Annotated in this window: 35 protein-coding genes and 3 pseudogenes; 15 read left to right on the top strand and 23 right to left on the bottom strand. The window is 38.8% G+C overall.

The features are described 5' to 3' along the window. The first annotated feature begins 33 nt into the window (after positions 1-33). The gene (locus tag KUH03_RS39925) at positions 34-225 is read left to right on the top strand and encodes a hypothetical protein (protein ID WP_257090163.1); all 192 of its coding nucleotides are present in this window, start codon (positions 34-36) and stop codon (positions 223-225) included. A gap of 25 nt (positions 226-250) precedes the next feature. On the opposite strand, the gene KUH03_RS39920 is transcribed toward KUH03_RS39925, so the two are convergent. After that, entirely contained in the window at positions 251-436 is a 186-nt protein-coding gene (locus KUH03_RS39920) for a hypothetical protein (RefSeq protein WP_257090162.1), read from the bottom strand. Between KUH03_RS39920 and KUH03_RS39915 the strand changes: the two genes are divergently transcribed. The 3 genes and pseudogenes from KUH03_RS39915 to KUH03_RS49890 all read left to right on the top strand — a co-directional run. Continuing rightward, positions 435-830, top strand: coding sequence for a PA2169 family four-helix-bundle protein (locus tag KUH03_RS39915; RefSeq protein ID WP_257090161.1), 396 nt, complete (start codon positions 435-437; stop codon positions 828-830). The two genes, KUH03_RS39920 and KUH03_RS39915, sit on opposite strands and share 2 nt — an antisense overlap. Positions 831-1001: 171 nt before the next feature. After that, on the top strand, positions 1002-1466 hold the full coding sequence (locus tag KUH03_RS39910) for a hypothetical protein (RefSeq protein ID WP_257090160.1): 465 nt from the start codon (positions 1002-1004) through the stop codon (positions 1464-1466). An 82-nt stretch (positions 1467-1548) separates the two neighbouring features. Further along, positions 1549-1965: pseudogene (locus tag KUH03_RS49890) on the top strand (hypothetical protein); the annotation flags it as partial. A 4-nt stretch (positions 1966-1969) separates the two neighbouring features. On the opposite strand, the gene KUH03_RS39905 reads toward KUH03_RS49890, so the two are convergent. Both KUH03_RS39905 and KUH03_RS39900 read right to left on the bottom strand, forming a co-directional pair. Further along, a complete protein-coding gene (locus KUH03_RS39905; RefSeq protein ID WP_257097778.1) occupies positions 1970-2239 on the bottom strand; it encodes an FAD-dependent oxidoreductase in 270 nt (89 codons plus the stop codon). Positions 2240-2410: 171 nt separating this feature from the next. Beyond that, positions 2411-3169 (bottom strand): FAD-binding oxidoreductase, encoded by a 759-nt coding sequence (locus KUH03_RS39900; RefSeq protein WP_257090159.1) that lies wholly within the window; start codon positions 3167-3169, stop codon positions 2411-2413. A 216-nt stretch (positions 3170-3385) separates the two neighbouring features. On the opposite strand from KUH03_RS39900, the gene KUH03_RS39895 reads away from it, so the two are divergent. The 5 genes from KUH03_RS39895 to KUH03_RS39870 all read left to right on the top strand — a co-directional run bounded on the left by KUH03_RS39895 (position 3386) and on the right by KUH03_RS39870 (position 7051). Then, positions 3386-4003, top strand: a complete 618-nt coding sequence (locus KUH03_RS39895) for a hypothetical protein (RefSeq protein ID WP_257090158.1) — start codon at positions 3386-3388, stop codon at positions 4001-4003. A 166-nt stretch (positions 4004-4169) separates the two neighbouring features. Continuing rightward, positions 4170-4346 carry a hypothetical protein gene (locus KUH03_RS39890; protein WP_257090157.1) on the top strand — a complete coding sequence of 59 codons (177 nt, stop codon included), beginning with the start codon at positions 4170-4172 and terminating at the stop codon, positions 4344-4346. 246 nt (positions 4347-4592) lie between these two features. After that, positions 4593-5123, top strand: a complete 531-nt coding sequence (locus KUH03_RS39885; RefSeq protein ID WP_257090156.1) for a hypothetical protein — start codon at positions 4593-4595, stop codon at positions 5121-5123. Between the two features lie 228 nt (positions 5124-5351). Beyond that, positions 5352-6341, top strand: coding sequence for a sensor histidine kinase KdpD (locus KUH03_RS47465; RefSeq protein ID WP_306429322.1), 990 nt, complete (start codon positions 5352-5354; stop codon positions 6339-6341). Positions 6342-6781: 440 nt separating this feature from the next. After that, on the top strand, positions 6782-7051 hold the full coding sequence (locus tag KUH03_RS39870; RefSeq protein ID WP_257090155.1) for a hypothetical protein: 270 nt from the start codon (positions 6782-6784) through the stop codon (positions 7049-7051). Positions 7052-7080: 29 nt separating this feature from the next. Here KUH03_RS39870 and KUH03_RS39865 read toward each other — a convergent pair whose 3' ends face one another. The 5 genes from KUH03_RS39865 to KUH03_RS39845 form a co-directional block, all read right to left on the bottom strand. Further along, positions 7081-7545 (bottom strand): family 43 glycosylhydrolase, encoded by a 465-nt coding sequence (locus tag KUH03_RS39865; RefSeq protein WP_257090154.1) that lies wholly within the window; start codon positions 7543-7545, stop codon positions 7081-7083. Continuing rightward, complete coding sequence (locus tag KUH03_RS39860; protein ID WP_373564571.1) at positions 7533-7880, bottom strand: family 43 glycosylhydrolase; 348 nt, start codon at positions 7878-7880, stop codon at positions 7533-7535. The genes KUH03_RS39865 and KUH03_RS39860 overlap by 13 nt, the downstream gene beginning before the upstream one ends. Beyond that, complete coding sequence (locus tag KUH03_RS39855) at positions 7781-9127, bottom strand: glycoside hydrolase family 43 protein (RefSeq protein WP_257090152.1); 1347 nt, start codon at positions 9125-9127, stop codon at positions 7781-7783. Before KUH03_RS39855 ends, KUH03_RS39860 begins: the two co-directional genes overlap by 100 nt. A 96-nt stretch (positions 9128-9223) precedes the next feature. Then, on the bottom strand, positions 9224-9886 hold the full coding sequence (locus KUH03_RS39850; RefSeq protein ID WP_257090151.1) for a response regulator transcription factor: 663 nt from the start codon (positions 9884-9886) through the stop codon (positions 9224-9226). 9 nt (positions 9887-9895) lie between these two features. Next, positions 9896-10513 carry a hypothetical protein gene (locus KUH03_RS39845; protein ID WP_257090150.1) on the bottom strand — a complete coding sequence of 206 codons (618 nt, stop codon included), beginning with the start codon at positions 10511-10513 and terminating at the stop codon, positions 9896-9898. Positions 10514-10965: 452 nt separating this feature from the next. Between KUH03_RS39845 and KUH03_RS39840 the strand changes: the two genes are divergently transcribed. Beyond that, positions 10966-11472: an RNA polymerase sigma factor gene (locus tag KUH03_RS39840; RefSeq protein WP_120257900.1), complete on the top strand. Its 507-nt coding sequence runs from the start codon at positions 10966-10968 to the stop codon at positions 11470-11472. 244 nt (positions 11473-11716) lie between these two features. Then, positions 11717-12340 (top strand): SIMPL domain-containing protein, encoded by a 624-nt coding sequence (locus tag KUH03_RS39835; protein WP_257090149.1) that lies wholly within the window; start codon positions 11717-11719, stop codon positions 12338-12340. A gap of 203 nt (positions 12341-12543) precedes the next feature. Here KUH03_RS39835 and KUH03_RS39830 read toward each other — a convergent pair whose 3' ends face one another. The 14 genes from KUH03_RS39830 to KUH03_RS39765 form a co-directional block, all read right to left on the bottom strand. Next, on the bottom strand, positions 12544-13938 hold the full coding sequence (locus tag KUH03_RS39830; protein ID WP_257097774.1) for a TonB-dependent siderophore receptor: 1395 nt from the start codon (positions 13936-13938) through the stop codon (positions 12544-12546). A 52-nt stretch (positions 13939-13990) separates the two neighbouring features. Further along, positions 13991-14302 carry a hypothetical protein gene (locus KUH03_RS47460; RefSeq protein WP_306429321.1) on the bottom strand — a complete coding sequence of 104 codons (312 nt, stop codon included), beginning with the start codon at positions 14300-14302 and terminating at the stop codon, positions 13991-13993. Further along, entirely contained in the window at positions 14281-14847 is a 567-nt protein-coding gene (locus KUH03_RS39820; protein ID WP_257090148.1) for a TonB-dependent receptor, read from the bottom strand. The genes KUH03_RS47460 and KUH03_RS39820 overlap by 22 nt, the downstream gene beginning before the upstream one ends. Positions 14848-15331: 484 nt before the next feature. Beyond that, on the bottom strand, positions 15332-15601 hold the full coding sequence (locus KUH03_RS39815; protein WP_306429885.1) for a hypothetical protein: 270 nt from the start codon (positions 15599-15601) through the stop codon (positions 15332-15334). Positions 15602-15624: 23 nt separating this feature from the next. Beyond that, positions 15625-16515, bottom strand: a complete 891-nt coding sequence (locus KUH03_RS39810; RefSeq protein WP_257090147.1) for a hypothetical protein — start codon at positions 16513-16515, stop codon at positions 15625-15627. A 13-nt stretch (positions 16516-16528) separates the two neighbouring features. Further along, on the bottom strand, positions 16529-17638 hold the full coding sequence (locus tag KUH03_RS39805; RefSeq protein ID WP_257090146.1) for an alpha-2-macroglobulin family protein: 1110 nt from the start codon (positions 17636-17638) through the stop codon (positions 16529-16531). After that, entirely contained in the window at positions 17629-17829 is a 201-nt protein-coding gene (locus KUH03_RS39800; RefSeq protein WP_257090145.1) for a hypothetical protein, read from the bottom strand. Before KUH03_RS39800 ends, KUH03_RS39805 begins: the two co-directional genes overlap by 10 nt. After that, complete coding sequence (locus KUH03_RS39795) at positions 17826-18089, bottom strand: hypothetical protein (RefSeq protein WP_257090144.1); 264 nt, start codon at positions 18087-18089, stop codon at positions 17826-17828. The genes KUH03_RS39800 and KUH03_RS39795 overlap by 4 nt, the downstream gene beginning before the upstream one ends. 41 nt (positions 18090-18130) lie before the next feature. Then, positions 18131-18316 carry a hypothetical protein gene (locus tag KUH03_RS39790; RefSeq protein WP_257090143.1) on the bottom strand — a complete coding sequence of 62 codons (186 nt, stop codon included), beginning with the start codon at positions 18314-18316 and terminating at the stop codon, positions 18131-18133. 183 nt (positions 18317-18499) lie between these two features. Then, entirely contained in the window at positions 18500-19054 is a 555-nt protein-coding gene (locus KUH03_RS39785) for a hypothetical protein (protein WP_257090142.1), read from the bottom strand. Next, positions 19054-19671, bottom strand: coding sequence for an MG2 domain-containing protein (locus tag KUH03_RS39780; protein WP_257090141.1), 618 nt, complete (start codon positions 19669-19671; stop codon positions 19054-19056). The genes KUH03_RS39785 and KUH03_RS39780 overlap by 1 nt, the downstream gene beginning before the upstream one ends. After that, complete coding sequence (locus KUH03_RS39775) at positions 19668-20219, bottom strand: hypothetical protein (protein ID WP_257090140.1); 552 nt, start codon at positions 20217-20219, stop codon at positions 19668-19670. Before KUH03_RS39775 ends, KUH03_RS39780 begins: the two co-directional genes overlap by 4 nt. 59 nt (positions 20220-20278) lie before the next feature. Continuing rightward, entirely contained in the window at positions 20279-20575 is a 297-nt protein-coding gene (locus KUH03_RS39770) for a tetratricopeptide repeat protein (RefSeq protein ID WP_257090139.1), read from the bottom strand. Between the two features lie 77 nt (positions 20576-20652). Further along, positions 20653-21207: a hypothetical protein gene (locus KUH03_RS39765; RefSeq protein ID WP_257090138.1), complete on the bottom strand. Its 555-nt coding sequence runs from the start codon at positions 21205-21207 to the stop codon at positions 20653-20655. Between the two features lie 167 nt (positions 21208-21374). Here KUH03_RS39765 and KUH03_RS39760 point away from each other — a divergent pair, with 167 nt between their 5' ends. The 4 genes and pseudogenes from KUH03_RS39760 (at position 21375) to KUH03_RS49885 (ending at position 23872) form a co-directional block, all read left to right on the top strand. After that, entirely contained in the window at positions 21375-21815 is a 441-nt protein-coding gene (locus tag KUH03_RS39760; RefSeq protein WP_257090137.1) for a hypothetical protein, read from the top strand. A 77-nt stretch (positions 21816-21892) separates the two neighbouring features. Beyond that, positions 21893-22174 carry an integrin alpha gene (locus KUH03_RS39755; RefSeq protein ID WP_257090136.1) on the top strand — a complete coding sequence of 94 codons (282 nt, stop codon included), beginning with the start codon at positions 21893-21895 and terminating at the stop codon, positions 22172-22174. Positions 22175-22539: 365 nt separating this feature from the next. Next, positions 22540-22952: pseudogene (locus KUH03_RS39750) on the top strand (family 1 glycosylhydrolase). Beyond that, positions 22921-23872, top strand: a pseudogene (locus KUH03_RS49885) (family 1 glycosylhydrolase). Before KUH03_RS39750 ends, KUH03_RS49885 begins: the two co-directional pseudogenes overlap by 32 nt. A 3-nt stretch (positions 23873-23875) precedes the next feature. Here KUH03_RS49885 and KUH03_RS39725 read toward each other — a convergent pair. Beyond that, the gene (locus KUH03_RS39725) at positions 23876-24391 is read right to left on the bottom strand and encodes a hypothetical protein (protein ID WP_257090132.1); all 516 of its coding nucleotides are present in this window, start codon (positions 24389-24391) and stop codon (positions 23876-23878) included. Positions 24392-24583: the final 192 nt, after the last annotated feature.

The raw sequence follows: 24583 nt of genomic DNA, 5'->3' as shown, positions 1-24583 counted from the left end.
TCACAAAATTTAACAGTACAAAAAAACAGCTATATGAAGTCTAAAATCATAAAATTCGATCAGTACTACATGCCGGTTTTGCTGATTATTTGTGGTGGTCCTATCGGAAAGGGAAATAATAAGACAATCGTTCTGCCAGCTTCAACCACTGCAACAAATAAAAAACAAACTAAGGGCAATATGGAAGAGGAAAAGAAACCTGCTTCTTTAAATAAAACAAAATAAAATACATGCTAAAAAAGAGATCGCTTTAGCTAAATAAAGTGATCTCTTTTTGTCTGCGCAATACCCCAACTGATTGATAGATCTTAGCACCGGCATTTTGCCTATTGATCAACAGCGTAGAAATACCTGTCCTTCTTTTTCCCAACGGAACAGTTCCTGCTTCAGTTCTTAGGTGGAAAGATAATTTAATCACATAAAAATCATACGACATGGAAACGATAACAATCAATGATAGTACTTTAATCAATGATTTGATACAAATCAATAATGACCGTATCGCCGGGTATAAAAAAGCAATTGAAATAGCAACACGACTCCATATTGAAGGCTTAAATGACATCTTTGTCGAATATATGAGTCAATCCGAGCTATTTATTGAGGAACTCAAACCTTATCTGGAGCAACAAGCTCAGGCGGCTACCGAGGGTACAATGGTCAGTGGCAAACTCTTTAGGGTATGGATGGATATCAAATCTGTCGTTTCAGGAAACGACGAAAAAGTTTATTATCAAGTTGTGAACAAGGCGAAGATGCTTTTAAAAAGACCTATAAAGATGTTGTTGACAATCAAGATTGGGAAATTACACACGATTTATTACTTCTGATTGAAAAACAGCTCGCCATACAACTTGAAGCACATGAATACATCAAAACATTACGGATAATGCATCTTAATTCATCTCGCTTTTATCCGAAGACCTAAGATCCTTATTAGCTCAATAAATGAGGATCTTTTTATTAAAATACAGCATCATTAAGCTCCATAAACTACCTGTATGAAGATAATAAATACCAAAGGATACACAAGACGTAAAGTTAAACAAAGCTTTAAATACTTTGATGACTCAGGTAAAGCGATTACCGATACAAAGGTATTGGACAGAATAAATCATTTGGTTATTCCGCCAAACTGGAAAGCTGTGTGGATTTCAAAAAATGCCAGGAGTGATCTACAAGCTTATGGTTTTGACCAGAAGGGCCGTAAACAATATATCTATCATCGCAAATTTGTTCAGCAAAAACAGACAGAGAAATTTAAGCATATACTTTATATGGGACAGTATCTGCAAGAGCTCAGAAAAATAACCTCCCGACATTTGAAACATCAGGACTGGGATATGGAAAAACTATGTGCAATTGCCTTTAAGATAATGGATAGCTCGCTTGTACGGATTGGAAACAAGCGTTATACCTTAGAAAATAAATCTTATGGACTCAGTACACTCGAAAAAGACATGTAAAAATAACCGACAATACAATCATATTAGCCTATAAGGGTAAAAGGGTGTCTTTCAGGAAAAATCCTGGAAAGACAAGCAGCAAGCGAAATTACTTAGCGAACTACTCCAGTTTAAAGGGAAAAGGCTTTTTCAGCTTGATAAAACATCTTGTGAAAGTAGATTTTGCGGTCGCATATTCAATGCTTATCTACGGGATCATTGTCCCGGCCAGATCAGCTGTAAAGATATCCGTATTTGGGGCGCCAGCCGCGAAGCGTTCAACCTTTTATCCCAAACAAAGCAAGGGGAAGATTTAAATACGCGAAAAAAACAGCTGAATGGGGTTATAAAGACAGTCGCCAAGCAGCTGGGCAATACCAAAACAGTTTCTGAAAATTATTATATCCATCCAGCTATACAGATGACATTTATGGAAGGAAGATTTCCATTTATCAAGGAAAAATTGACGCTCAGCAAGCTAGAAAACAAACTGTTTCGCTTCCTGTTAAAATATAGCTAATCCGCTATCGTCCAAATTTAAACCATTCGGACAAGGGATGCTTTCTATTTTCTAACCAAAAGGCCACCATTTCCATTGCAGTGACCGAAAATGTAATCCCATTGCCACCAAAACCACAGACAAAATAGCTGTTTTTAAACGCCTTATGTTCACCAATATACGGCAAGCCATCTTTGGTTACCCCAAAAGTTCCCGCCCAGCTAAAATCTCTAAAGAAAGGTTTATTGAATATTTTGTGAAAAGACTTTTCTAGCTTCTCCGACTTTTTGGCAATTAAGGCATCTCGCTTCTGTGGATCGCGAAACTCTTCATCCTCCCCCGATCAAAAATCGACCATCATCGGTCGTTCTCATATAAAGGTAAGGGTCGGAAGTGTTCCAGATCAATACGTCTTTATACGGTTGATACAATGTAGAGTCCACTTCGGAGACAATCGCGAAGGTACTTAACAAGTCCACAAACTTCTCAGGAATAACCGAAACAGTCTCATAGCCCGTGCAATATATAATTTTTTTGTACGGATCGTTGCACCTGTAGATACGGTGACCACAGTGCCCTGCCCATTGCTTTTAACAGAGACAAGTTCCGTCTTATCAAATACCTCCAATCCCGCTTTTACATTATAAACCAATAGTTCATGGGTAAAGCAAAAAGCATCCATACTAGCGCCCTGTCCGGAAAGTATCCCACCATACACATTGGCTAGCCCATATTGCGCTTGAATTTCGGCCGCAGATAGCCAGTTGACGGCAAATCCTGCAGATTCCCGCGCATGAAATTCCTGTTTTAGCCATGGAATATCCTTTTTACGTGCGGCATAATATAAGGATTCCTTTGCGCGAAAACCGGCTTTAGATTTGATTTTCCGTGTAAGTAAACCAATGTCATCTATTGCTTTGCTACAGGCCTTATAACTGGCAATAGCGCCCTCTTCACCGATTAGTTTCTTTAATTCATAGAGCGGTGTATCAATCTCATATTGCAACATGGACGTTGTTGCTGCTGAGCTTCCATTAGCGATCTCCCGTTTATCAATAAGCACACAGTTCTTCCCCATCGCCATACATTGATGGGCAATGAGGGCGCCAGTGATTCCGCCACCAACAATTAAAATATCGCAGGTTTTGTCCTGATGCAGGGAGGGATAAGTCGCCAAAAGCCCATTTTTTATCAACCAAAAAGGTTCGTTAGATTTTAAATCCATAATAAGTGACAAGCAAATGCCTTAATAACCAAATACAAGAGGAAAAGTTTGGATTGCTGTTTCCTAAAGTTACATTTAACATACTCCAACGCGCCATGGTAGGCCATAGGTATTTCGCAGATTTGGCCTTGTCAGAAAAAGATCTTGCCAATAGATAATTTACAATTGTTCGCATCAAACCAAATTAAATCGAATTATGTTCTTTAGTAAAAAGGCATGAAAAATATTATTCCTGAACAGAAAGAAGGAAAGAAACTGGATTGCTTCGAATCCATTGATTTTGAGAGTACGGCAATGGCTGACCTGGCCTTTGATTCTGCATGTTCCAGTCTCTCGAATGTCAATCACTGGTATGAGCTAGCCACAATTCCAGCGACGACTTTTCAATTAACGAACAGTGTTGGACTGCCTATTGACCGCCCATTGGCGCTACATGACTATATTAGGCTGAATATCCCTGGTCCCGGTCTTCCCAGTAGTGCTGGATATAACTGGGTCAATGTCGTTAATATCATCCAGGATTCAACGGCCGAATATAAACTATATGCCTTAACCCTAAAACCTTGCCCAGACCCACAGCATCCGGAAAATAAAGATACCGCCCACTTTTTTGAAGGGGTCTCCTCCTCTACCTTTCTTGTAGAACAACGACGCAACAGCATTTTAATTCAGTATGCGGGACGAAACGAGATTATCAACGTGGAAAACCATAGCCTTGGAGACAATATCAGAAACTTAATCATTGGGATGGCTGCTAAAATAGGTGCATCCTATCCGCAGTGGAAACTGCTCGTCAAAGGCCTTGCAAACCATATCCGCAGCGAACAGAAATAAATATAGCAACAAACTGCCAGGTAGAATACGATTTTTTTAAAAGAAAATAATTTTAAATATTGAAATCTAACCAATAAAAACATCCGATTTGCCACAGATAACCATTCAAATTGTGTTAATTTTTTCGTATATTTAGGCTATATCATAAGGAGTTTTTGGGTTACGTATGAATACTGCTTTTCAATCTAACAATCAAAATACGATCAATCTTCAGCATTTTGGTAGTCTTGTTGTTTTGGATGAACAATTTACTATTGTGGGTTTGAGTGAGTTTGCAGCTGAAAAAGCTGCCCTTTCTACTTCCGCACTATTGGGAACAAACTTTTTGAAAGTTTTGCTGTAGCCTTTGGCGATGCTATTCAAAAAATAGCGACTGCCTTGAGCGAGTTGCGGGAAAATGGACAATCACGTCATATTCTACCTATTAAAATATTCCAAGAACGTGTCTATTTTAAACTTAAAATATACCAAGGCCATTTTTATATTGAATGGGAGCAACAGCACAAAAAAATATATATCCGCAAGAAAGATAAACGAATTCAACTTTTTACTTGACACCATCCAACCTAATAATTGGGACCGGGTCTGTTTGGCCATCAATAAATTATTGAATTACGATCGTGTTTTTGTTCTTCAGGTTCAAGAAACAGGATATAGTGAAGTGATTGCCGAACATACTTCTGATGGCAAACCTTATTTTAGAGGGAAAGAATTTTCTAAAGACTTCATGCCCAAAGAGGCAATGGAATATTATAGTAACTATTCGTATCGATATATCCCCAATGTTAAAAAAAATGACCAGAATTTTGTTTATGTAGAAGACAGCATCGATACGCTCTCCAGTTTGCTCTGCCCACTACCCCATCTCCATCGTCTTTTTCTGGAAAAGATCAATGTTCAGAGCGCCTTATTTTTCCGTATTTGTATAGATGAGGAATTTTGGGGGCTAGTTATAGCTCAGCACGCAGAAGAAAAAGTGATAGATCTGCAACAACGGAAGCTTTGTACTTTTGCTATTCAAGCCGCTACCAACAAATATGAAAGCCATGTTAAACAGAACCTGCTTGAAAGAACAGAACTCCTTAATAGCGCAGAAGTAGAATTAAAAAAGCCTATCTGAGAATAAAATGGTCAATTGTGCTTTGGTTCAGCACATAGATACCCTCATGCAATTAGTCAATGCGGACGGTTTGTCTATATTTAATCAGGGTGATGTATTTAACCATGGGCATACACCACATAAAAACTGTTTTATGAAGTCATTCAATTCCTGCAAACGCATAGCGATAAAGCTTTATTCAAGGATTACAATTTTACATTAAATCATCAGAATCATTTTAAAGAAAAATTGAATTTTGCGGGTCTGATGTACCTCAAGGTCGGCATAGAAAGTGATTATTACCTTGTATGGTTCAGAAAAGCAAGCCAAAGTCGTGTCATGCAAATCCGGCAGGATCAAAAACACCGTCGAAAGCCGGATTATTTGGAGCTCTGGGAGGATGTTCGTTATGATGTGGCAAAGCCATGGAATGATGCTGAAGTCAATTTTGTGCTGCGATTGAACCAGATTATCAAAGAATCTATATTTAGAAAACTGAGAGAAAGACAGTTACTCAACGAAGAACTGTTGAGCCTGAACAATGAATTAGAAATGTTTACTTATACCCTATCGCACGATCTGAAAAACCCCTTGTCAATCTTAAAAATGGGTATACAATTTCTACAGCAGCATTCCGAAGATATTGATCTTTCAAAAACTAACAAATGGTATCAAAATTTCAGCAGGAGTGTTTCCAATATCGAAGACATCATCAACAATATGGTCCAATTGAGTCAACACCGTGCGAGCGTTTTGGACAAAGAGCCACTTCCCATGGCTTACACACTGCAGCGTATTTTCCAGGAAAACAAAACCCTTTATAATACACCTGATTGTCAATCATATTTTGGGCAATTACTACCGATTTGGGGTGAAAAGAGTGCCGTCTATCAGATCTTTACCAATCTTATTGTTAACGCGATCAAATATTCCGCCCAATCAGACAAGCCTACTATTAAAATTGAAAGTACAAATCAGGAAGATATGACTTATTATCGCATAAAAGATAATGGTATAGGCATCCCTGAGGAGCATCTGCCACATATCTATGAAATGTTTTCCCGTGCTGACAACGTCTCGGGTATTCCAGGTACAGGGATCGGACTATCCCTTGTTAAACGCGTCATGGAACGTTTGGGAGGTACAATAGAGATCGAATCCACAGTTGGTCTAGGAACAACAGTCCACCTATATTTTCCTATTGTGGCACCTTTTCCTGATCATATGCTCAATGATTGATTTACGTAGCTTCGGAGAATATGACTGCTACAAACCGCTCCGGAGCTAATCATATTGCTGATGATTGTCGGGTTGGAGTTCTGCCCAAAAAGATCAATGCTAGTTCTTCTTCGTTAATTTTCGGTAAACAACCAAGGTTATCACAAAAATAAAAATGAGAATAAAAAGCCAAATACCTGGTTCGGCATACCATTCATTTGAATTCCCGCTATTTAACGCTTCTGTTTGTTCCGATGGTTGTGTTACTAGAGCTAGTATATAATTTAAAACATAAGGTACCTTCATCATAATCTGTTTCGTTAATCCAACATCTATAGAACCCTAGTCATGCAAAAGTCGTTTGAATTGGATTAGTTTAAACCAATTGCCCTTTGTAATTGTTCCTTTAATAAAAGCTATAGTTATAAACGATATAGCAATTGCATTCAATCATCAAAATAATGGAAAAGACATTACAGCATTCGATAGTGAAACAAGGTTTGATTATTTTATATTATTTCAGCAATAGATGGTATCGTAAATGTCTCCTTACGGAAGGCCATATTACCGCTCTAAATGCAACTCCCGCCATGAAAACGTCAATAGAGGACCTCGAAAAAACGAATACACTTAGCGAAAAAGAACTTAGGTGCAATCATCAAGATGCAGACAATGATAGCAACAATAGGCTACATCAAATTGATAAAAATCAGGTGGAGATAAGGATTTGAAAAAACAGTTAACCCCAAAAAAATACAGATTAACCCCTAAGGTCAATCTGTAAGAACACGTAGCTGATTGTTTTGGCTAAAATCAATATCACGGATAAATACCATCCGTTTATCTCCGGTTTTTGTTGTTCGTCCATGATAGACACATCGGAGTTTCCCCTCGCGGTCTTTAAAAATGCTGTTGTGTCCTGTACCTGACACGGTCCCGCCTCTATCCGTATTTTTTCAATAATCGGATTCGTTTGTGATTTTTCATAGCTTCCCAACGGAGATTTAGCGGTAGCATAACCAACAGCATAATTTGCTCCCGCAAAATAATTTGCAGAATACATCATATAATACTGTCCTTTTGCGTGGATTAAGAAGGATCCCTCTGTCCACCTTCTGTTAATTTCGCCAGAAGACACCGACCGACTTTCCCATTCCGATTGTGCATCACACATGCGCGCGGGAGGACGTATTAAAAGTACCGGCTTTCCAATCACATGCTGCATACTACTATCAAGTTCGATACCATAAACCCAGCTTTCTTCAATAGCATTGTACCCCATTTAGACTTGGCCCAATCGGCAATTTCGGAGGTAACGGGATGTTCATAGCAGCAACGCGAGTAAAATAAATAATTTCTATTGTCGACATCCCGAAAGACATTCGCATCAATAATAGGATATCCAGGGTCAAATAATGGTTTACCTGTCAAATCTATAAATGGTCCCAAAGGACTATCCGCTACGGCAACACCAATACGATAATTCTCCAGCTTATTTCCAGGGTTTTCCTTCCAGTGCGCACTATAATACATATAGTATTTATTATTGATGGCGTACACCTCTGGCGCCCAAAAGTCCTTGATCCCCATCCTTTGGCCTGGTTGCCATCATACACTTTCCCAGCTTCCTTCCAATGCCTAAGATCTTTAGAACTGTATGCTATGAACCCATTTTTTGTACCTCCCGTTCCGTATAGATAATATAGATCCGTAGGTTGATCATATAAAATAAAAGGGTCACCAAAAGCGACATCAATAGGCTCGTCAGATTGGTTGACAAGTTCAAGCAACCTGAACTTGGAACTGTCAAATTTGGGAATTGCAATACCACTTTGTCTATCAGAAACAAGATCAATAGGTATAATAGCTGTACGTCTTGGAGCAACTTGAGTGTCAGAATAATGTGTATGACATATATAATACCATTGTTGTCCTTTTTGGAATAAATCACCATGGCCAGTACCGGCAAATCCACTTGTATGCTGGCTCAATAAAGGATTTGTTTCAATTTTTTTCCAGGGACCATACACGTTGTCCGCTACCGCAACACCTACGGCATAGTCTTTATTTCTAAAATCATTGGCCGAATAAAACATATAATAATGATTGCCTTGCTTTACAACAGTAGGTCCCTCACTGACTGACCATGTTGAACCAGCAGTATTCTCCCAAGCTTTTTCAGCATGCAAACATTCTTTTAAGGTTTCTGTTTTGATTCCTGAATAGTCATCTTTTAATTCCGCAACGAAGATGCGGTTTCCTTCCACCAATCTCACATGAAACAAATATTTCTTACCATCGCTGTCCCTAAAAACATAGGGATCAATCTGCTTTCCGCCATCAATAAGCGTTTTGGCAATGCCCTGTTTAAAAGGGCCCATCGGAGAATCGCTGATAGCGATGGCAATTTGCTCATCAGCCGTATAAGCCATGTAAAATTTGCCTTGCTCCGACCAGACTTGAGGTGCCCAAAAGCCTTTGGTTCCAAATACATCTTCTTTTACCAATGCAAATCCGGCTTTTGCACCAATGGGGCCCGCCCATTGTTTCAAGTCTTTAGACCGAAATACTTTAAAGCCTAACTGTTTATCGCCATCACCATTGGTACCATATAAATAGTAATAACCGTTATCGTAGAAAATGGTGGGATCCGCCTGAAAAAGACCATTTTCTAATGTCAGTGACCTGACCATAGAATCGGTTTGAGACTGTGTAAAAATACCATGCCCTGTTGCGTAGCTCAACGAATCTATCGCACTGAGAATAAAAAGCAATATAAAAATTTCATCTGTTTCACCTGAATACAATTTAAGTTCACACTAAAATTGAACAAATAATTTTTATATCACAGGTATTATCGTATCAATGAAAGATCAATTTGTATCTTTTTCTTATTATCAGGGTTAATTCAATATCCCATTTTCGAAGGCAAACTTCACTAAATGTGCTGTATTTTTCACACCCGCTTTATCAATTAAATTTTGACGATGGCCCTCCACTGTACGCTTACTCAAAAAGATCTTATCGGCAATTTCAATATTTGTATAGCCTTCAGCGATAAGCCCCAAGACTTCAAGTTCACGTTCAGAAATTTCAAAATCAGCCCGTGATCCTATCGGATGCTGCGCATAACGTTGCCCCGAACGTATATGTTCCAAAAGCAACATGGAGATCTCTTCACTCATATATCGGCCACCAGCTGCAATGTGGTTGAGCGCAAAAAGTAATTCGTTATACCCAATGTTTTTCACCAAATATCCCATAAGGCCATACTCAAACCCTTCGATGACATAATTAATCTGGTTCAACATCGATAGGATGACGACTTTTATATTTCCATACTGCTTATATAAGACCCGCAAAAGCTCTATACCATCCATTTCCTCCATGCTGATATCCGTCAAAATAATATCTGGAACTGAATCTGGATTCGATTGCAGGTAATCTAGCGCTTCCTTACCATTGGAAGCCTCCCCAACAACTTCAAAACTATCCTGGGATTCTAAAAGCAATTTAATACCATTGCGCACCACCATATGGTCTTCTACCAATAGGATTTTTATCATATCGTCTATTTAAATAGTTAATTTAAGAATTATACCCTCTTCGAGGCTGTCACTAACAATTTGAGCACTGTAAAGCTCTGTTATTTTTATTAAACGCAATGGGCTATCCTCACGTTTGGGTCTCTGTAATGAATTGTCTTCTTTAAAATAGGGTAACACCTTAATAAAGATCGCAAAATCGATGAGCTGCACAGATATCGAAATTGCCTGAATAGGCATTTCCTCCTTCAAATATTCAAATAGTGCCGTAAGCAATTTAAAAAGGCGAACTTGAATATGACGCTGAAGTTCCTTTAAATTTGGATCGAGAATAATATCTATGGTAAAACTAAGCTTTTGTTTATAGGAAGCCACTACTTCATCAATCGCATGGAAAATCCCAAGATCATTCAAAATTGGGTTATAGAGCAAAGTCGCTTTATTACGCAACTCAATTACTAGAGAAGCCAATGAATCACGTAAACAATGTAGCTCTTCAAAATCACCGTGTCTGTTGGTGAAATTCTGGAGCGAAATACGCATACCATACACTTCTTGCAAGCTCGTCCCTAAAGTAACGCCCAATACGCCCGAAATCTTCTTGTTGACTCCGGATAATGGATTTGTAAAATTCTTCTTGGTTCCCACCCCAAATCTGATTTAGATCATGCCCCCTTCGTTTCGCTGTGATTGATCTATATATAAATTTTCGTCTTCGTTCCCCATAGTATTATGCTTTTTTGTACCTATGTTTAATAACCATTATCAAACTCGAACAGTTTTTAAAAACTGATAAAACGTTAAAAGATGGCTGTATAGTTTATAGTACTACGTATAAATACGTAGTAATACGGGATAAAGAATGGATTTAAACAAGGTAAACACTTGTTGTTAAAGTAAAAAACACCTTAATTCTCTCCCCGAATCAGACGGTATAACTATTGAAATAAATAGCAATAAACACTGATTTACAATAGCTTACAATAGAAACAAAATTACTCAACGCGATTTTAAATTTAAAAACATTGACTTTTATCTTTTTTTTCTAGCACCCTAATTGTAGTAACCTTGGCACTGATAGACACTTAAAAATTGATAATATGGAAAATACAACAATCGATCAACTGTTTAAGGAAAAGAGACCTACATTAAAATATTTGGCTGCTCAATTTACAAGTGATCCAGATGAAAGAGAAGACTTGGTGCAAGAAACTATGGTTAGATCATTATCTTCCATAGAAAAGTTTATAAAGCATCCTAAACTCATGTCCTGGTTATATATCATTATGAAAAATACGTATATTAATCAGTATACACGGAATAAGAGACTGGAAAATTACCGCAATGAATATATAAGTACCGGTTATGTCAATGAAATTACACGTAACCGTGGCGAAAATAACTTTGTGGCATCGGATATTCAACATGCGCTCAATAATTTACCAAAGGATTATTACAATGCTTTTGCGTTATTTTTGGAAGGGTTCAAATATTATGAAATTGCGGAGCACTTGCAAATACCTGAAGGAACTGTAAAGACACGTATCCATATGGCGCGCAAGTCCTTACAAAAGCAACTTAAAACCTACTCGAAGAGTATTTATTAAAAATAGCAACCCTTTATATAGTGAAGCAGGCGCTTATCGTGCCTGCTTTTTTGTTTGCCTATTTCCGATTTGATTTTTTTGAATCAACAGCAGCTCTCCCATTAATTTAGTATATTAGACTAGGTACTAACTAAATACAGATTAATAATTATAGATATATGAAACCATCATGATTTATTCAATCACATAGGGAGGATGAATAAATCTGATAGCTTCATCACAAATGAAAAACAAATTTAAACGGATGAAAAATAAAATAAAGTTCTTATCGCTAGTTGTCAGTAGTGGTTTCTTATTTATGATATCCTGCCAGTCTGTCTCCAATGACAATCAAAACAGGATACGGGTCAGCGGTGAAGGAAAAATTAGGATAATGCCGGACCAAGTTACACTCACTATAAATACGGCATTTACAAAACCGAGAATGGTGGACGCTGTAAGGGAAACACAAAATACCGTAGATAGTGTCATTGCCATACTGGGAAAATACGGGAATAAAAAGGAAGATATAAAGACAAGCAGTGTATCAGCCAATAAAGACTATCAATATATTGGAAATACGACTAAATTTGTCGGCTACCAGGCACAGCAGACTATTGATTTTGTCCTACATGATTTATCCAAATTCACTGAATTAACGGGAAAATTACTTGAGACAAAAATAAGCGGAATCGGTTCCATTTCATTTGCCCACTCCAAAGCCGACAGTATTCTACGGGAAGCTGACCTGATTGCCTATGACGACGCACTAAAATCCGCCCAAAAGCTCGCTTCGAGAGCTGATGTAAAATTGGTAAACTCTTGTTCCTGTCAAACGATGGCAGCCCTTCCAATGAATCTACCGGTAATAGAACAGGGATGGCTTTAGAAACATTTAGTAAAGCTTATGGCGGGAAGGTTTTAAAATAGCACCAGAGGTGCTCGAATTTAAAAGAACAATCTACACCGAATTTGAAATAAAATAGTACACTCGCTATACAATACATTCGGTCCAGCGTATAATAAAATGTCCCCAAAAAGTTGAACACTTTTGGGGACACGGTATTTTCAGTATTTTTTATTGCAATTTTGCTAGAATTTGAGACTCAGCTCGGCAGCAAAATTCCTCGGCATTTGGGCGACAACCACCCCTTGTCCAGAAAAATAATGTGCATTGCTGATATTGTTCATCTTGACACCAAAACGATAGAAATCACGTTCAAGAGAGATCGAAGCATTAATCAACGTATACGCCGGAAATGTAAATTTCCCTGTTATAGAATTATCAGCCGAAACCTGCTTTCCAACGTGATTGACACCAAATCCAAAACCCAGCCCCTGTAGTTTTGGAGTCTGTAACACATAGCTGATCCAGGAATTAAAAACTTGTGCAGGGCCTGCAGAAGCAGGACGCCGCCCTTCTACCGTAGAATCTGCCCGTTGAAATCTACTATCATTGTAAGTATAGCCCGTAAGAATATTTAACCCTCTTATCGGATTGGTAATCAGTTCCAACTCAACGCCCTTGCTGCGCTGCTCCCCATCCTGAATTGTTATCTTAGGGCCGTCATTGGCTGCCAGACGAGTCATATTATTCACGACGATATCGTAATAAGAAGCCGTAAAATTAAAACGGTTATTCCAGAAATTGGTTTTGATCCCTGCTTCCCATTGATTGGCTAATTGCGGTTTCATCTCTCTTTGTCCCTCAGGATTCTCTAGAGCCGGGGGCACATAACTAAAGCTATTCATATAATTACCATAGGCCGACAATTTATCTTTAAGAACCTGATATACAACCCCAAACTTAGGTGAAAGTGCCGTTTGTTTGAAGTTTGCCTCTCTTATATTTGTACTTAAGTTCAATTGACCACGGCTATTATAATGGTCTACTCGTAAGCTCAAAATAGTTGTTAGACGATCTGTCAGAGACAGTACATCGGATATATAAGCACCATAGATGTTGCTTGAAGAATAGTTACGTTGTAGTGGTCTTGTAGACAGTTGTATTTTTTGCGAGGCCAGTTGATTGGAAATAGGCAAATAACCTTTTTCTAAATCCAGCGCATTGATAGTATCAAACACAACAATAGGTGAATTATTATTCCGTAAGGTCTGGTTCAGATAATCTAGCCCGATCAAAATTTTGTTTTTGACACTTCCGATCTGGAAGCTTCCATTGAAATTTTGCTGGATACTCGTAGAACTTCCTTCGGTATTCTGCCATTGGACATTGCGTTCAAGTAGAGCATCACTTTCCTTGCCCCGAATAAATTGGTATTGGTAGATACCTTCTGTTTTTCTGAAATTTCTGGAGATCAACGTCTGCGAAGTCCAATTATCTGAAATCTTGTAATTTACCTCACCTTTGATATTGATGGACGGGGCTTTCAGCGTAATATCATTATTCGAATAGGATCTATTCCAGTCAAATCCAAAGTCTTGAGGTCTCTTTGCAAAAAACTGGCGTGTGCGTGTGAGAAAGATTATGGGGTATTGGTACCCTCATAATTGTATAGCTGGGCTCCCAGATTAAACGTTAATCGATCATTGACCTCATAGTTAAACGTTGGTGCAACAAAAATGATTTTCTAAATTCCGAATCACGGAAACCGTTTTGGTACTGATAGGCTGTATTTAAACGAAACAGCGTCTTACGGTTGCTGGTGATAGGTCCGAATACATCGGCTGTAAGGCGGTTTAAGTTATAGCTACCAAATAAATAAGATACTTGGCCGCCGTAGTAATCCTTAGGTTTCTTCGTGACGAGGTTGACCAAACCACCGAAAGAGGTTGCTGCTCCACCATACAAAGTACCTGAAGGACCTTTTATAACCTCGATACGTTCCACATCCGCAGGATCAATTTCACCATTCGTGTTTGCAGGAGGCCATCCACCAAACCTATTTTCGTTGGGAATCCACGCAGATTGTAATAAATAGCACCATCTGACCCACGGCCTGGACTTCCTTGCACTTTTACCATCCCCACGACGTTTTTAACAGCCTCCGACAAATCAGTGGTCAACTGTTCTTTCATCAATTCTTTGTTGACATTGGAATAGGACTGTGGATTTTCCATATAGCCCAACTGTACCTTTGCAACTTTTGAGCTATCGCGTTCTAAGAATTTATTGCGTCGATAACCATACACGGTCACCCCATCCAGATAATAATTGTTTTTAGTCCCGTAAATCGTCGGAAGGACAGTTGTCTGCTTGTCAACATGAATATTTTCCCGCAATAACTCAATATCATTTAGACTGACTTGTAGAATATAATCACCTGGAGGAACATGGTCTAAATAAAATTCTCCATCAGCGTTTGTCCGCCCCTGGTAAGATGTATTTAATAGCCGGACAATGGCATCCTTGGCAACAACAGACTGGTCTACCATGATTTTGCCGGATATACGATCGGCCTTCTGGCCAAATGCTGTGAAAAACAGCAGGATTGAGACGATAAAAGTATCGATCTTTTCATAAAAATTGTAATGGTTTTAAATTCTATTGAAAATTTTATTTAGACAAATTCTAAACAAAAGTAATCTATATTTTTAAAATTCAAAACAAGCTTATAAATTCAGGCTGACAACAAGCCTTTCGCCATTCACTTATAATATTTACTATATAAAACAAAAATACCTAATGAGTATAATTATTTCCTCAAAATACTTTCAAACAACAAAAATAGACTATTAGCACTTATTTATATTCAATAAATTTAAACCCAACTTCCACAAAAAAGATAAAAAAGCTGTCTAGCGCACTTATTTTTAGATTAAAAAGCCGCCCCTACTTGCTATCTCATGGTATATTAATAAAAAGGCTACTCCCAGAAATTTCCGAGAGTAGCCAAAGTTTTAGATTTTTTTGGAATAATTAGGGCACGATAGTCAATATCGTATTCGTACTCCGGGCATTAACCCCAGGATCATACATAGATTCTATTGTCGTGATTCCCGAATTAAAAGTCCCCAGGTTATTCGCTTTAACCTCATACTCGTAAATAGATCTCCCCTTAGATAAGCGATCCATAAAATAATTCGTTGAAGCATCTTTCGAGCTGAAATAGTAATTCTTCCGCCATTGATATCCCGAAGGACTATACACCGGTTCTACACCGGCTGGACGGCTATCTTTCAGATGAATGTATTGTATCGGCTCATCATTGATTACCGTAATCCTAACTTTGATACGTTCCCCAGTTTAGCTTCCTTAGATTCTACCCATTGCCCTTTTCGTTCCACTAGATATACTTTCTGAACCGAAAGTGCATTTGTACTTGATTTTATCTGATCAAGATCAGCAAAATACTGATGAACAACAGCTCCATAAACCGTTCTTTCGTTATGATTTTGAACTTGAATATCGAGATCGGTCTGCAAATCGACTTTATCGAACTGCTTACTGACTTCGCCCAAAACAATATTGCTCAATTCGGCCTTTTTGTTGTTAATCGAGATCTGTACCGTATTTTCAATAACAAAGTCTTTTGGATTGTTGGCCAATAACAGTGCATAAATCGCATCTACAGTCATCCATGTACTATACCAATGATTTACCTGTTTGTTATAATAGATCCATTGGGTGACTTGATTTAGCTTAGCCGGATTGTTTATTTTGTAAGCTTCCACAAGATAGGATTGCAAACTGATCTTATTGTACTGGTTCACATTACTTTTCCAGTACATTCCTTTCTGTACATCGATCACAGCTTCCTGATCAAGTCTATTTTTGATCTCCATACTCTGCTTGCTCTGACCAAAGATCTGACTCACAATCCATGTTTTCGCTGCCAACCCCGCGCTCCGACCAGCGCTACTTAACGAAGAATTGACCAATTTGCGTTGCAATATCTGAAGGGAATCCTTTGGTAAAGGATTAAATTCAGTCCAATACCTGCGTGCATACAAATAGTCTATTCCCACATCAGCACTGGTCTTGGGCGAAAATATAACAGGATCCCGGTCAAGATATTGGGTAAGTTTTGAGGCCATTGCACGGATATCACTATTGACCAAGGTTTTGTCCAAATAGAGCACCTTTCCAATGATTTCCAGCATACGGATACTAATTTCAGTATTGGGCTCTCCCCATCAAACCATGAAAAGGAACCATTTGAGGATTGATTATTTCGTATTTTTGTTCAACAGCATTGATTTCCGCTTGTATATCTGTTCCAAAGAACGTAGCAATTTTCTTCAATTGTTCGGCATCACCCTGTATGTCACGCAGCCAGGGCATTTCTTCCATTTTGAACTCATTCAAACCACTATTCTCTTCCAATCGGCCTTTTGTTACATCTACATTCAATTTCTTGAAGTAGGCTGCCACTGCTGGATAATGCAACTGGATATATTGGGCCATCTTGAGACCAAACCACTTACTGCTCAACTGTTCGTTGCATTCGTAAGGATAATTTTTCAGGTAGTCCAGTGCGGAGAGTATTTCTAAAATGGGATTGCTTTGTACCTGGATTCTCCCCATCAGATTGTCCTTCGTACTTCCCTTTACCGTAAAATTTTTGGATTCACCGGCTTTTAGGACAATCTTTTCTGTATCGCCAATCAGTATCTTATTTGGCAGCACGGGTATTTCTACAATCTCACCATCCGAAAACTCGCCACCTGCTGCAACGATGCGGATTTGTATCGTCGGATATTCCGCCGGAATCTTTAACGACCATTCCACTGTGCTGTTATTGGATGGCTCGACACTAAAGTTTTTTAGTACTGAATCGATCTGGAAAGCAGTTGAAACCACTTGATTATTTCGTGGATCGATAAGCTCTATTTTTGTATTTCCCTCAATACGTTCTTTGCTCAGGTTTTGAATCTGTGCCTTGATTGTCAACTGGTCATTCGTTCTAAAATAACGCGGGATATTCGGACGCAACATCAACTGCTTTTGGGTTTGTGTAAAATAGGTCCCGCTAGCCGATGCCAGATGCTGATCATGAGCAAAAAGCAGCAATTTCCATTTCGTCAATGCTTCGGGACTATCAAATTCAAAACTGATATTCCCTGCTTCATCGGTATACAAATTGGGATAGAAGAAAGCTGTTTCCTGTAGATTAGTTCGAGCTTTAATATGTTGTAGCTGTTTATCCGCTGGTAAGTCCATCGCACTGCTACCTACTGCCATTGCCCCCATTCCAAACTGAGCTACTTCCTCATTTACCACCATATATTCGCCGTTTGCTGCACCCCCTCAACTTTCGGCTCATACATAATTGCCGAAGTCGGTAAAGGACTTGACTGCTTTGCCACCGTAGACACTCCTCTCACGCGTGTTTGGAGTACCTCACGAAAGAGACTCGGATCCCGTAATTCATCATACATGACCGATGTCATCCTATAAGCTTGCTCGTCGATCAACTCCTCGTATGTGGCATCCTGTTCCAGGAATTTCCAATGAAGCCCCGGCGGGCTGACAATAGTTCATAGTTGTAAATTTCATCCCGCCGATTATCCACATAAACCCCATAGAAAGTCGAAGTAAAAATGTTACCTGAATAGGTTTGCTGTTGAAAAGCGTTTACAATATAGTAGTTATTTGATCTTGGATAATACGGATAACGAAATTGAAAAGAACCTAAAGCGTGGCTAGCGAATGCGTCCAAAGATGCATCATACATTGTCGCTAATACCTCGGTTGCGATTGGTTTATCCTCTTGTTTTATTGTAAAACTCCATTTTCTTTTTGACCGGGTGTTATTTTATCTCTAAATGTCTTGGTTTGGATTGTTAGTTCTTTATTTTGTTGTGAAATAGGAACAGCAATATGGGATAGTGTCATTTTATTATCCACCAAAAATAATGCATTCAGCTGTAGTTGCCCCACGACATCCTGCTCAGTCAGCACAAATTGATAGGCAATACGACCATCTTTCCAACTTAATACCTTTGTCTCTAATTTCTGCGAACCTCGCTCACGAAACAGTAGTAGTTTTTGGCATTTTTAACATCCGTCTGCATATTGATAGTAACCTGATCGCCAATTTTGTATTTGACTTTATCCAACTGGTAGGAGAAAACTGCTGGTCGCTTAGTTTCTTATCTCTCGACCGATATAGACTAGTGTAGCTAATAGCGCGCACCGTATCCCCTTCCTGTATACTGATGGCTTCGATCTGATATCGTCCCCAATCAAACTGTAATGAGTCCAGTATGATCTTGCTTGTATCTGCGTTATCAAAATCATAGCTAGCAATTTTAATTTTTTCTCTTCTTTTTCGAGCGAAGCCGGATCGAAATAAAGCGGAAAATACTTGCTATAAAGATCTTTTGAAAGCAGGTGGTACTCCGCCCTTCCGAAACTTCCCCGATATTCATCTGTCAGCGGGAGGCTTGCCTGTTCCAATTTATAAATGTTGACCTTTCCGCTGAATTTTAATGGAAAACCATTTTGATTCTGCTTTAAAATGGTAACATCCCGCCATTTTTTCTCTTCCATCAGATTCGGTACCTGAATCTGGAGCTGCCATGGACGGGACGAATAGGTATAACCTCCAGAAGCCATCTGCATCTCCCCTGTCTGATTGATTACCTCAGCCTGGTAGACCAATACATAATCTTTCAATCCGGAAAACTGACGATCCATCAATGGTACCCGTATCGTAAAGTTTCCTTGGCATCAATGGTTGTGGTAGAATCACTATGAACGATATCCTTTCCTTCCTTGGTATTATAAAACGAAACTTTATACTTCACTGCCGCGCCAATTAGCGAAACACCCGAAAGGCTCTCCGCCTTGCCAATGAATACTGCTGTATCTTTCGAAGTATAGGTGAACTTATTTGGCTCAAAAGTTACTTCAAATGTTGGACGTTTATATTCCTCAACCTGAAAATATTGCTGATCAAGCTGTTTAGATTCGTGAAAAACCAATAGATTATAATTTCCGTTCAATGCCTTTGATGGCAATTGGAAATTCGCATGGACAGACCCAAATAAATTGGTTGTCAAACTGATCGAGTCAATCTTCTGACGATTGCCATCCTGAAGATAGATTTTCACATTTTGCCTTTCCAGGACTTTGCCCTGTTGTACATGATCATCGTAAAGAATAGTCTTAAAATAGACTTTTTGCCCAGGACGGTAGATGGCTCTATCCATCAAGCTGAGCGCACGCATATTTGTTCTTTTATTGTTCTCCTCTACAGACGTCATCCGATCTTCATAATAAACATTATTTTGTTGTTGATCCAAAGGAATCATCGTTTTTTCCCATGAAGCAACAGCATGTGATTATGTAAATAGGCAGCATTTTTGGGAGAATAGGTGGATTTGTAATTGAACTCGCCCGCTGCATTGGTCTTTAATTGCGTGATCAGTTTAGGCAGGGCTTTATTTCTCAATTGATAAAGTTCCACCATTTCATTTGCGTAGGGAGCGCCGGTTTTCCGGTTCAATAGCAAACCCGTATAGACAAATTCATTTTGAGGTTTTATATTTATACTGCCAGACAAAAATGCGTCAGAAATAATCAGCTGAGAAACAGCCACATCCCGATCCTGACCGTTATCTTGGAATGATTTATTATTACCGATCAAAATCGTGTAGGTACCAGCTTTAAGGGGATTAATTTTATAAATTGTATTGTGCGTCGTATAATCGTTAAAGGCTTTCAATGCCACCTGTTCCTCATAGACCACTGGTGCATTTACTGTAGTCTGATAACTTGCGGAATCATATTTTACCGTAAAGTCCTTTATGCCCTTAGGCGTAGGACTTGTATTATAAATACGGATATATAAAGTATCCACATTCGTGTGGTTAACCTGGAAAGGAACATATTCGTCCGTCGGTGCCGTTCTTTTATAATTTAGCCTGATGAAAGACTTTTTATTTCCCTCCTCAAATTATCTACATTCGAAAGCCAGGGCGATTTTGGATATTCTTTTAACGCTTGTTCAAGATATGTAATTGCCTTTGTCTTTTTCCCGATGTCGTTGAAACTTGCCGCCAACCGATAAAGTAAAAATGCATTGTAGTCACTTTTATAGGTTTTTATATGCTCCAGGTAGTCGCCTTCCTGCTCTTCGATATTATTCCATTTCCAATCATAAGACATGATATAGCTGATTGCATCTAGATAATCATTCTTGGTGCTGATTGCCAACAATTGCTTTTTAAGTTTATCCTTATCAGCCGCATTAGTAGCTTTTAATGTATTTAAAAAATCCAGATATTGATAACCTAAAAAATGGTAAAGAGGGGATTCAGGCTCATATTTCGTGTTTCTACAAACAGCCCCTTCCAGCGCGCTATAGGTTCCGCACTTAAACTGTTTACGTCCGAAATTGAGAGACGAAAAATAGAATCGATCATACCGATTTTACCTTTTGCATCTTTAGCTACAAATTTGTTCTGGCTTTTACTTGCATATCGGTTGATATTTGAAAATAAATAAAGTGCATAAAAGTTTTGGAGAACCGATTTATCCAGCTTTTCGGCAATCCGGATATTGTCTTCAAAATGTTTCTGGATACGCAAAAAAGCGGAATCTTCAGATTGGTTTACTTCCAACACTTTCCCTTCCGCCAAAAATGCACGTACCCATTCAGCCTGGTTTCCAGAGCGCCGGGCTTCGGCTTTAATATCCGCCAATATGGGCAATGTCTGTGTGAAATTTTTAATTGCAATGAGCCTTTCGACATCATTCCACTTTGTCTCCACCTTGCCTGGCTTAAGCTCCTGCGAAAATCCCCAGATTGGGAGACATGTCAACAATAACCAAATGTATCTTTTCATATAATATGACGCTAAATATCTACTAAATATGAGCATTTTTTTTCTGAAAGGATGCAGTAAATAAATAGATTCCATAATCGTTTAAGAAAAAATTAAATAGCACCCTATTTAGCATCCCGAAAGCGTATTTTACTTCTTTTATTTATCTTTACGGCAAAATACAGCATATGGGTTATTTAAAATTTACGAGCATCTCTTTCTTTCTGGTCCTAATCTTATCAGCATGCCAAAATAAGGCTACGAATTCAACATCCATAAAACAAACAGCAGCAGCCGATACAACAATTCCTCCCCAACAATCTCAAGCAGAGAAAGCCCATCCCACTGCATCAACGCCGACGACCAATCCAACAGACTCCATGATAGATGGTCAGGTTTTAGTACCTTTTGCCTATCGGATCTGGGATGATAACAATGTATCCAAAGTGATTAACAACGGCTGGTTGGAACTTCATCGTAAAAACGGAAAATATAACGTTGCACCAGCGAAATATACCATTACTTATGAGAAAGAAGAACCTTGTTCGGGCTTACCCACAGAAACCATAAATCCGCAAAATGATGTGTTGGTATTTTTAACATATCCGCTATACAGAATGGTTCAGTAGACAGTATAGCGCTCCCCAATAAGATTATTCCACCCAATAAACCGGTTGAATTTAACTATAAAAACGACCGCTATGAGTTGCGTGCTACTGGCATTGAATTCTATAAGGATGAGGATCAGAAACCCAATGCAAGATATACATTAAAGCTTTTTATCAATGGTCAGTATCAGCGGACTTTGATCGACCAGACGGCTTATCATGACACAGCGACGGCGCTTGAATTTATTGGCGACCTCGATCGGGATGGCAAATTGGACTTCGTTATCTCCAGTCCCCGTGATTACGAAGAATCGAGAACAGTCATCATTCTATCTACAGCAGCATATCCATTTGTTGGTACAGTACAGTTTGATTGTTAGCTGGTCTTCTTTTAATATGTCATTCCCTTATTGTAACCTTAAAGATCATAATTTACCCAAAATACCAGATCAAAAATCAAACAATTCTGTTGTCTAAAAACGATCAAAATAAAACAGTTATTTTTTTATATATTTAATAAATAATTCATATCCAGTTAATATCAGTTTCGTTCCTTTATAATAGAATAATTAATGCAGTTAACACTTTAATGTATCAATTATGAAAACGATCAACTATTTTTTCCAACGGATTATATTTAGAATCTTTTTAGGTCGGTTCAGTTCATTCTATTCACCACTAAGATTCCACAAAAATTAATTCATATTCAGGTCGGATAGCACATCTGACAGCTATATTTCATTAAATGCATTTAACCAAAGATGCCTTTGGCAAAGATTTTATTTGGGGAGTATCTACCGCCGCTTATCAAATCGAGGGGGCACATGATCAACATGGCAAAGGTCCTTCTATATGGGATATCTTTGTAAAGAAAAGAAACCGTATATTTCAGAATCAACATGGCGATCAAGCCTGTGATTTCTACAACCGCTACATACAGGACCTGGCATTAATGCAAGGTATGCATATTCCCAATTATCGTTTTCCTTATCCTGGAGCCGTATCTTGCCGAATGGTATTGGGCAAACCAATCAATCAGGTTTGGATTTCTACGATCGTCTGATCGACCTCTCACTGGAATTAGGGATTACACCTTGGGTTACCCTATATCACTGGGATCTCCCCTATGCGCTGGAAAAAAAAAGGCGGCTGGGTTAACCGTGATGTCAAAGAATGGTTTGGTGAATTTGTATCCACCTGTGTTGCCCGTTATGGAGATCGTGTCAAAAATTGGATGGTACTCAATGAGCCGACTGTATTTACGGCCGCGGGATACTTCTTTGGTGTACATGCTCCGGAAAGAAAAGGTTTGGGCAACTTTCTTGCGGCGGCTCACCATGCTGCATTAGCACAAGCACATGGCGCCAGAATCTTAAAATCTTTACAACCGGAAAGCCAGGTGGGCACGACTTTTTCCTGTTCCCATGTAGAACCATTCACAACAAGGGAAAAAGATGTGATTGCCGCAAAAAAGCCGATGTATTACTCAATAGATTGTTTATCGAGCCATTACTGGGTATGGGCTACCCCACTCAGGAAATCAAAATTCTCAATCGAATTGAAAAATACATCAAACCGGGTGATGAGAACGATTTAAAGTTTGATATGGACTTTATCGGTATTCAAAATTACACCCGTGAGATGATTCGCTACGCTATGTTTGTTCCCTATCTTCAGGCAAAGATCGTAACGGCCAAGGAACGTAAAGTTGAAATGACCGAAATGAACTGGGAAGTATACCCCAGCTCCATTTACCAAATGCTGAAAAAATTCAGCAGCTACCCCAATATCCCGCCACTCATTGTCACCGAAAATGGTGCAGCTTTTAAGGATCAAATTGATCATGGACAGGTACATGACCCCAAAAGATTGAACTATCTGCAGGAAGCCATACAACATGTCTACCAGGCAAAAGAAGAAGGCGTAAATGTCAAAGGCTACTTTGTCTGGACTTTTTAGACAATTTTGAATGGGCGGAAGGATATCGCCCACGATTTGGGTTGGTGTATGTAGATTTCCAAAACCAGCAACGTATTATAAAATCCTCAGGTCACTGGTATGCTAACTTCTTAAAATAAACCTTACTTCTTTGCTGACCGACTTTTCCATCTATCGACCAGTTTCAACAGCAGCGGAATCAATAGGAAGGGCAATAATAAACTGATCATACTGACGGCCGTATTTCGTCCGTTATCACCAAAAAAGTAAGCCGAAAGCGAACCCAACAGAATTGGAACACCAAAGACCAGAATTTTCACCCATGCTAATTCGGTCTCGGCCTGACGAGTATCGCGAAGAGGAATAGCTTCGACCACTTTAGCCTCTCCTGCATTGAAATAAGCTAAAATTTGTGTTATTTCAGATGCTGTTAATTCCCGCGGTCGCAAAATCTCTCCTTTTACAACAATGAGCAATCCACGCTCGTCCTGTTGAATACTATCAATATCCTTTGTTTTAAAGTATTTCCTATACCCCATTGGGTTAAGAGCGTATCCTTTATAATCACTTCCGGGACAGAGACAGGAGAAGTTATCCGCATTCAGTGAAAAAATAATATCGGTATGATCATCCCGAATAGCCGCTATAAAAGCTATCACAGCGTGAATACAACTTAGTGCCAGAAATTGAATTATAAATATCCAAAAAGACAGCTGTAATAACCAGGATACAAGCAGCGCCAAAGAACCAAAGCAATGGAAAACCATTTTAGGTGTACGATCAGATTTATTTTGCGGTTCAGAAAATAGGTAGCAATCACGCAGATGACAGAAACTATACCTGATTTCCAC

The organism is Sphingobacterium sp. E70, from assembly GCF_019285695.1.
In the GTDB taxonomy this organism is placed as follows: Bacteria; Bacteroidota; Bacteroidia; order Sphingobacteriales; family Sphingobacteriaceae; genus Sphingobacterium; species Sphingobacterium detergens.
The sequence above is the reverse complement of the archived record's forward strand: the minus strand, read 5'-3'. Positions and strand labels throughout refer to the sequence as shown.